Genomic DNA, 6,648 nt, shown 5'->3' on the forward strand with positions numbered 1-6,648 from the left:
GCTATCACCTTAGCGAAAGCGCCTGCCGAGCTGAATGTCGTCGGCTGCGCAGAACCTGATATTTCGCGACAGCAGCTAGACAAACACCGTAGCGTTGATGAATTCCACCTGCTGCCGCATTTTTTCCACGATCGGGTAATTGTCTTCCAGGCTCCAGGCTAGCAGCGTGGCTATGCAAAGGCCGATGATGATGTCGGTGAGTGTGTCGTCGGAAAAATCGTGTTGCAGCTGGTTCTGTGCCCGGGCCTCGACAATGATCTGCCGGATCAACGACGTAAATTGAGCGCGTTGTTCACTTTGCAGGTCGCTTTCTGCAGCGCCGCTGATGAGATAGAGATTGAGCAATTCTTTGTAGTGGTCTTTCACCCCGGAAAGTTCCTTGGCAATGCTCTTTAGACAGAATGCGACACGCTTCTTCGGATCGTTTATGCGTGTAATCTGGTCGGAAAAAGATTGGTAGGCGCGGTGGCTAAAGGTGCTGGCTACATGGCGAAGCAGATGTTCTTTGGTTGGGAAATGGTTGAAGAACGTTTTATGGGCGATATCCGCCTCTTTGATAATAGAAGCGATGCTGGTGTCAGAAACACCGTTTTCTTCAAACAGCCGCACAGCGGCTTCGGTAATCTTCCGCCGGAATTCCAGTTTGCGTTTTTCTATGCGGTTGATGGGTTGGGCGGCTGTCATGCGCGTTGAAACCTCAGGTGCGTCGGCGGAAGGCGGGGTTGCTCAAAATTGAGATTGTAAATCAAATATACTGTAGTATATTTAGAGATAATAATATAAATCGTCCGGAAAATCATGTCCGAGAGCGACGCTATTGATGTCCTTCTGAACGGCGCCAATTCTGCGACCGTAACGGGGCAGTGCAGGCAGTATGGCTGCCAGACGCTGGCAGCTACCGAGGTCGAGGTCTCTAGACTGCGCCTGTCCATCCACTTTCGCTCGATTTCATTATCCGATCAAAATCTATCGACACTGCCGCCGTCAAAGCTAAAGCCAAGGCCAAAGTGCCGGCCGAGCGATGAGCCTCATATTGTGCCGTTGGCGTTAAGCCTACGTTTTTTAGGCGCAGAAAATAATAATGCAGGGGGATGCACGTATGAACGTCTGGTTTAGGCTGCTTACTATAACGATTTGCATTTCCCCGCTAACGTCAGCGCTGGCGCAGGATGCTGCGGCTAAGGAGCCGACAGCCCGGTCTAATGTGCTTGAAGAAGTGTACGTCACGGCGCGTAAGCGAACCGAGAAACTGCAGGAGACGCCGGTGGCGGTCAGTGCGCTGGATGCTGATGCCTTGGCTGAAGCGGGCATTACGGCGATTACCGACTTGCAACAGTCGGTGCCGGGGCTGCAGTTCGGTGAAAGCGGTTCGAAAACACCGGCCATTTTTATTCGTGGAATAGGTCAGCGCGAGGCTGCGGCGGTGCTCGACCCCGGAGTTGGGGTTTACCTGAACGGTATATTCATTGCGCGGCAAGACTCCCAATTACTCGATACCGTTGATACTCAAACGATTCAGGTCCTGCGTGGGCCGCAGGGTACGTTGTTTGGCAAAAACAATACCGGCGGCGCAATACTGGTATCAACCCGTGAGCCGGATCTTGAATCACTAGAGGGTTCGCTGTTGCTCAGGCCAGGTAATTTTGGTCGGCGCGATGCAAAATTCAGCGGCAATATTCCGTTGGTTGAAGGCAAGGTTGGATTGCGCTTCGCGCTCAACAGCAAGCGCAGTGACGGCTACTTTGACAATCGCTTTGACGGCGGCACTTTTGGCGATGAAGACCGGGTTGCGGCAACCGGGCGTCTGTTGTGGGATGTGAGTGAGACATTTTCTGTCGATGTTTTCAGTTACTGGAGTCGGCAGGACGAGCTCAGCACGGGTATCAGCTGTCTCCTGCAAAACCCTGAATCCAATATTGCCCAGCTGCGTTATCCCAACCGCCCGGATTTTGCCGATGCCTGCGCGGCAAGCGAAGCGGCGGTTGATGATCGTGAGTTGGTGGTTAATCGCGCAGACAGTCGCATCGCCATGGATACAAGTATTTTTGCGCTGACGTTGAATTGGGCATTATCTGACGACTACGAGCTGAAAAGTATTTCCGGCCTGAGCCTGCAAAATAATATCGTGCGTAATGACGATCAGGATGGCACTGAGATCAGCGCAGTCAACAATGGCAGCATCGCGCTGAACTCTACCTTGGAGGCTGACGGCGAACCGGTTCCGGAAGAAGAGCGTATGCAGTTCAGTCAGGAATTGCAGTTGAACGGTGCGGCGTTCAGCGATCGCCTGCAATTTACCTTGGGGGCATTTGCGTCGCTGGAAACGATTGATGACAACCCCTTTGCGCAGTTGATCGGTCCCAAGGGTCTGGGTGGCATCCGGCCGTCCACCGCCTGTGCGGCCGGCTCGCCGGCGCTGGGTGCGCTGTGTGTCGGCGTGGATGATGGTTTTGTATTTCCACTGGCGACCTTTCTGGCGACCCGCAGCAATCTGGAAAACAAAAGCTGGGCGCTGTTTGCGCAGGGCAGCTATGAGCTGACCGAATACCTGTCGTTGACCGTTGGCGGGCGTTATACCTATGAAGAGCGAGAGCGTGACCTCACAATCTTTGAGATTGACCATCAGGAATACGGCCAGCGCCTGAGTAGTTTCGGTTTCCCAACCAGTTATATCAGTCAGGCCGGTTTCTACTCGCCGGTGCCGGTGCCGATTTTCGACCAGATTGGACAGAACATCCCGGACCTGCCGGTCATTGTTCGCGAATCTCGCGACGTAAAACAGGCGGATTGGACAGATTTCTCACCGTCGGTCACCTTGTCGATGGTGGCGCCCGGCGAATGGCTCGACACCATGAACCTGGACAGTTTCATGGTGTATGCCACCTACAGTGAGGGCTTCAAGGCCGGTGGCTTTGAGCCGCGGGGCCCAGAGCTGGTGCCCTTTGAGCCAGAGCAGGTTAATAATTATGAGGTGGGCGTTAAGCTCGATGGCCTGAACTCGCGATTGCGCTTCAATGCAGCGCTTTACCGCCTGGATTACGAGGAGATTCAGGTGCGCGTGGCAGAGCAGGGTGAGCGCATCAGCGATATTTATCTGTTCCTTTCGAATGCTGGCCTGGCGACTGTGCAGGGCCTTGAAATGGAGTCCACCCTGGTGCTCGGTAACTGGTTCCTACAAGGTAGTTTTTCCTATACTGATGCCAGTTATGATGAGTTCATGGGGCAGATTGTTATTCCGGGTCAAGGGCAAGATACGGTAGACCGCAGTGAAGAAGACTTTGCGCTAGTTCCGGAAGCGACCTACTCCCTTGCGGTGATGTACCAGTGGATGACGCCGATCGGACTTATTATGCCGAGGTTGGCTTATTATCACCGTGACGAACTATTTACCGGTATCGACTTTAAAGCGGTGGAGTACGAGAGCTCCTACGTTGATGCGCTGGATATGTTCAATGCGCGTTTGAGCTGGATACCCTCGGAGACATTTCGCCTGACAGCGTTTGTAGACAACCTGGCCGACAGGGAATATTTCAAAAGCGGGTTTTCGGTGAGTGCAGCGCTCGGCGCGGCTACCCTGGTGCAAGGTAATCCGCGCACATTTGGTCTGGAAATTGCGCTCGACTTTTAGCCAGGTCTTACGTCTTCGGCGCGGGGATTTTGAACACACCGCTGCCACGCGCTTTTACTCCCGCTTCAGATCGAATAAGCCCTGAGGCAAAGCCTGTGGTCTTTGTCGTTTTAAGGCACTCGGCCTCAACCCATAACCACTCGCCTTCTTTTGACGCGCTGAGGTAATCAATGCTGATGTTGATTGTTGGTGTTTGGTAATTTTTCGCTTCAAACCCGATAGCACAGGCGAAGGCGATATCGAATAACGCCATGGTAACCGCGCCGTGGCAGATTCCCATACTGTTCAAATGCTGTTTTTGCAGTAACAGCCCTACTTCCGGCGCGCTGTCGTCGGATACCTTTATGTAAACCGGGTGCAGCGCATCGTTAAAGGTGCCGTTCAGAGGGAGGGGGGTAAAGCCTTCGGGTGGTTTGGCCTGCTGCATTGTTTTCTCCTCAAGTGATCCAGTTATTGTGCCGAATGCGTAATGTGCACAGGTATACAGCTTGTTAATGAATTGTGCGGTCGCTCACGCTGGCTGTTCAGGTTTGGTTAACCCGCTGCAACTTACACTGGCGCCATATTTTGTTGTAACGATATAGGGAGGTTTTAATGCGTGTGAACAAGGGGATAGCTGTTTCAGGCCTGTCGTTGTTGATGGCTTTGAGTGCCCCAACCTGGGCGCGTGATACTTGGTACATCGGTGCGACATCTTATGAAACCACCATGAACAACAACACGGTGCACGATCGTGAGCGGGTAGAAAACTGCACGCTGGTCGCCTGTACCTCTTCGATTGTGTCGCGCGACTACCGCGGACGCTTCGACACCGACCGTCATCCAGCAATCAACTTTGGTTTTATTAACCGCGACGGCTGGCGTACAGAGTTCGAGTATACCGAAGCAGATTTCGGTATTCGTTCACAACAGTCAAAGGAAGATTCGATTGAATCTCGCAGAGTGATGGCGAGCTTTTGGCGGGACTTCAAATTCAATGATTCGCCGCTGGGTACGTACCTCGGTTTCGGCTTTGGCCTAGGGCAGCTGAAGCAAGGCCCGGCCGACGATGAGTTTGCTGTGGCTCAACTGGGTGGCGGCGTTACTTATGCGGTAACCCGGAACCTCAGTCTTGACTTGGGCTATCGCCTGTATTCCGCTGAGCCGGATATTGAGCTGGAAGACGACAATCGTCGCATCGACCTCGACAATCGCGGTCACAGCTTTAACTTCGGTGTTCGTTACTACCTCTATTGATCCATTCAGGTTCTCACCTTAAACCCGCTGGCGTAACCCGCCTGCGGGTTTTTTTGTGGCTGTACAGGCCGCTGCTGAATCTTTATCCTCAGTGCCAACATGGAGCTGCGCCGAGAGGAAAAATAATGAAAGCACGCATCGCTGTACTGTTGGTCGCCCTGCTAGCGACAGCCTGTTCCAAACAATCGGGAAACACCACAGCCGTTGGGAAAGACGCAGATCTAGACAGTGGTGCGCGGATCGCAGCAGCCGACACCACACCTGAAGTATGGCTCAGCCACGGTCGCGGCTACAGTGAGCAGCGTTATTCTCCGCTAACGCAGATTACCACTGAAAATGTTGAACGCCTGGGACTGGCCTGGGCCTTTGATCTGGGTACCAGCCGCGGCATCGAGGCGACACCACTGGTTGTCGACGGCCGTATCTACGTGACCGCTACCTGGAATGTTGTCTACGCTCTCGATGCCAAAACCGGTGAGGAAATCTGGAGCTTTGATCCGCAGGTGGATCGCAGCAAGGCCGCTGATCTGTGCTGCGATGTAGTCAATCGCGGGGTCGCCTGGTGGGACGGTAAAATCTACACCGGTACTATTGATGGTCGATTACTGGCTTTGGACGCCGCTACCGGGCGCAAACTCTGGGATGTGGTCACCGTAGACCAAAATAAACCCTATACCATTACCGGCGCGCCGCGGGTGGTAAAAGGAAAGGTGCTGATTGGTAACGGTGGCGCTGAGTTTGGTGTGCGGGGCTATATTTCTGCCTACGACGCTAATACCGGTAAACAGGTATGGCGTTTTTATACGGTGCCCGGTAATCCCGAGGCGGGCTTTGAATCTGAAATTATGGCCGAGGCCGCGAAGACCTGGACCGGGGATTGGTGGCGCTTTGGCGGTGGTGGCACCGTTTGGGATTCCATGGCCTACGATCCGGAGCTGGACCTGCTGTATTTTGGGGTAGGCAACGGCTCGCCCTGGAATCAAAGCATTCGCAGCCCGGAGGGCGGCGATAACCTGTTTCTGTCGTCGATTGTGGCGGTCAAACCGGATACCGGTGAGTACGTGTGGCATTACCAGACCACGCCGGGCGAAACATGGGATTACACAGCCACCCAACACCTGATTCTGGCAGACCTGCAGATCGGGGAGGATACCCGCAAGGTGATCATGCAGGCGCCGAAAAACGGGTTTTTCTATGTGATAGACAGAGCTACCGGTGAGCTGATTTCGGCAGAAAACTATGTGCCGGTGAATTGGGCCAGCCATATTGATACGCAAACCGGGCGACCGGTGGAACTGCCTGAGGCGCGTTGGGGTGGCCGCAAACCATATTTACAGTTGCCGGGACCACTGGGCGGGCACAATTGGCATCCCATGTCCTATAGCCAACAAACGGGGCTGGTATATATACCAGCACTTGAAACCCCCTATATTTATGCGGACGAAGAAGCGTTTAGCGCCAGTGAGGTGGGTTGGAACGCAGGAGCCGACGCCAGCTTTGGTTCCTTGCCAACGGATATGGCCCAGTTCAAGGCGATGCGCGCGGCTGTAAAAGGACGCCTGCTGGCCTGGGATCCGGTTGCCCAGAAAGCTGCCTGGAAGGTTGAGCACAACAGTCCGTGGAATGGCGGGGTGTTGTCCACAGCAGGAGGCTTGGTCTTTCAGGGCAATGCGGATGCTAAATTTGTGGCCTATGACGCGCGCACAGGCAAGCGCCTGTGGGATCACTTTGCTCAAACCGGGATTGTCGCCGCGCCCATCAGCTACCAGATTGATGGCGAGCAA

At 54.1% G+C, this 6,648-nt stretch carries 5 protein-coding genes; 3 read left to right on the forward strand and 2 right to left on the reverse strand.

Translation table 11 applies throughout. From position 1 onward, the window contains the following. Window positions 1-75: 75 nt before the first annotated feature. Window positions 76-684, reverse strand: a complete 609-nt coding sequence (locus ABYP39_RS01860; RefSeq protein WP_372760516.1) for a TetR/AcrR family transcriptional regulator — start codon at window positions 682-684, stop codon at window positions 76-78. 415 nt (window positions 685-1,099) lie between these two features. On the opposite strand from ABYP39_RS01860, the gene ABYP39_RS01865 reads away from it, so the two are divergent. Next, entirely contained in the window at window positions 1,100-3,628 is a 2,529-nt protein-coding gene (locus ABYP39_RS01865) for a TonB-dependent receptor (RefSeq protein WP_372780893.1), read from the forward strand. A gap of 7 nt (window positions 3,629-3,635) precedes the next feature. Here the strand turns inward: ABYP39_RS01865 and ABYP39_RS01870 are convergent, their stop codons facing one another. Further along, on the reverse strand, window positions 3,636-4,055 hold the full coding sequence (locus ABYP39_RS01870) for a PaaI family thioesterase (RefSeq protein ID WP_372759642.1): 420 nt from the start codon (window positions 4,053-4,055) through the stop codon (window positions 3,636-3,638). A gap of 167 nt (window positions 4,056-4,222) precedes the next feature. On the opposite strand from ABYP39_RS01870, the gene ABYP39_RS01875 reads away from it, so the two are divergent. Together ABYP39_RS01875 and ABYP39_RS01880 are read left to right on the forward strand one after the other, a co-directional pair. Continuing rightward, a complete protein-coding gene (locus ABYP39_RS01875) occupies window positions 4,223-4,864 on the forward strand; it encodes an outer membrane protein (protein WP_372759643.1) in 642 nt (213 codons plus the stop codon). A 125-nt stretch (window positions 4,865-4,989) separates the two neighbouring features. Then, window positions 4,990-6,648, forward strand: a 1,659-nt coding sequence (locus tag ABYP39_RS01880) for a PQQ-dependent dehydrogenase, methanol/ethanol family (protein ID WP_372780894.1), incomplete at its 3' end; no start/stop codon positions are given.

Origin of the sequence: Litorivivens sp. (assembly GCF_041625495.1) — a bacterium.
In the GTDB taxonomy this organism is placed as follows: domain Bacteria; phylum Pseudomonadota; class Gammaproteobacteria; order Pseudomonadales; family Spongiibacteraceae; genus Litorivivens.